The sequence below is a fragment of the Coprococcus sp. AF99-45 genome, from assembly GCF_027663865.1.
Lineage (GTDB): Bacteria > Bacillota > Clostridia > Lachnospirales > Lachnospiraceae > Allocoprococcus > Allocoprococcus comes.
In genome coordinates, this window is the sequence record NZ_JAQDGZ010000051.1 from 1 (window position 1) to 1891 (window position 1891).

3 protein-coding genes and 1 pseudogene are annotated in these 1891 nt (G+C 39.8%); 3 read left to right on the forward strand and 1 reads right to left on the reverse strand.

Annotation, left to right across the window (positions count from 1 at the left end):
- The 3 genes from PGR14_RS15915 to PGR14_RS15925 all read left to right on the forward strand — a co-directional run.
- A partial coding sequence (locus PGR14_RS15915) for a TnpV protein (protein WP_270223712.1) occupies positions 1-211 on the forward strand: 211 nt, incomplete at its 5' end.
- Between the two features lie 51 nt (positions 212-262).
- Complete coding sequence (locus tag PGR14_RS15920; RefSeq protein WP_007047425.1) at positions 263-865, forward strand: Type 1 glutamine amidotransferase-like domain-containing protein; 603 nt, start codon at positions 263-265, stop codon at positions 863-865.
- 55 nt (positions 866-920) lie between these two features.
- Positions 921-1439: a ClbS/DfsB family four-helix bundle protein gene (locus PGR14_RS15925; protein ID WP_007047424.1), complete on the forward strand. Its 519-nt coding sequence runs from the start codon at positions 921-923 to the stop codon at positions 1437-1439.
- Between the two features lie 98 nt (positions 1440-1537).
- On the opposite strand, the pseudogene PGR14_RS15930 reads toward PGR14_RS15925, so the two are convergent.
- Positions 1538-1891: pseudogene (locus PGR14_RS15930) on the reverse strand (helix-turn-helix domain-containing protein); the annotation flags it as partial.

Here is a 1891-nt window from a genome sequence, read left to right on the forward strand (position 1 = left end):
ATTGATACTGACCGGAGAATTGTGGACATATCTTGCAGACCTGAACGAACAGGCACAGAAGCGGTTCGATACCATCATGGAGCAGATGAAAGCTGCCGAGGGTGTGACTGAGGAATTAAAGCGTACCTGTCAAATGGAATGGGTGCAGCGTTGCAATAACATTCGCAACCGGGCAGAAGAAATTGTTTTGCATGAGATGATTTATTCATAACGATATGGTAGAATAATTATGATAAATCGAAATCTATAAAGGAGAATATTGATGAAACTATTTTTATGTTCGCACTTTTCAAGTGTAGGAAGTCTGATAAAGGAAGAAATTGAAAATAAGAAAGTCGCATTTATTCCAACAGCTTCGCTGCGTGAAGGCTACATCGGTTATGTCGGCTCGGCTCGAAAATTATTCAAAAAGTTGGGAGCAATCGTAACTGAAATTGATATTTCAACGGAGGCTTATTCAACGATACAGTCTGTTTTTGAAAATGCAGATGTGATATATTTTACCGGCGGAAATTCTTTTTTTCTTATGGACCAGCTCCGTAAGACGGGAGCTGATGGGCTGCTGAAAAAGGAATTGGCAAATGGAAAATTGATGATTGGCGAGTCGGCAGGCGCAATTATATGCGCTCCAAGCATCCAATATATCGAGCAAATGGATGAAAAGCCAGAGGACTACTCACAAGAAGATGATGCAGGGCTTGATTTGATTGATTTCTATGTTCTTCCGCATTATCTTACAGCACCATTTAAGAAAGTTACCGAGAAAATAATGACTGAGTTTTCGGATTTGAATCTATGCCCAATTAACAACCGTCAGGGAATTGTAATTGATGGTGAAGGTTCAAAGGTTATTTGCAAAGACTAATTTGAAAATTCCTGTTTTTGAAACCGGAAAATCGGAAGCTGAGGGGGATAGACTATTGAGAACATATGAGAATAAAGACGAGCTTAAAAACGAGATAAATAAAAGCTTTGCAAAGTATATTTCAGAATTTAATGATATTCCTGAGCATTTAAAAGATAAGAGAGTTGATGAGATCGATCGAACTCCAGCTGAAAATCTTGCTTATCAGGTCGGCTGGACAACTCTTGTTATTAAATGGGAATCAGACGAAAGAAAGGGTATTCCTGTCAAAACTCCTTCGGATAATTTTAAGTGGAATCAGCTTGGCGAATTATATCAATGGTTCACAGATACATATGCCCAGCTGTCACTGCAAGAATTGAAAGACAGATTGAATGAGAATATCAACTCTATTTATGCAATGATTGATTCTCTGAGTGAGGAAGAATTATTTAAACCACATATGAGAAAATGGGCTGACGAAGCAACTAAAACAGCCGTCTGGGAAGTATACAAATTCATACATGTTAATACAGTTGCTCCGTTCGGAACCTTTAGAACCAAGATTAGAAAATGGAAAAAGATTGCACTATAACTTCCAGCTTGTCTTTCAGAAATTCTAACTGAATAATCACAGCACGAACCGCTGCTACATGGAATGAAGCCAACAAACCATGCACCAGCGGTTGTTCTTTACCATTTTTTCCTCTGGCTGATAGGCGTTCCCATGTTCTTTGATTTTTGGAGAATCCGAATCAGCCAGCGAAATTCTTCTTCCGATAAATTTTTGTAGTTGATACCGAGTTGCTTGCAGTAAAGCATTGCCAGTTTTTCCAAACGGCTGCCCTTGAAATTTTCGACGGCTTCCAGATTTTCTTTCAGTTCATCGGCAACGCTGGTCTGGTGCGCACTTTCACTGTCCTTTTTGCGGGATTCCCGAATATCCCGGATAATCAGGTTGAGGTCATCCAGAACCATGTGGCTGAAATATTCATCATCACTGATATGGGCAGCTTGCAGCACTTTCAAATGCGGGTCATCTTCGCC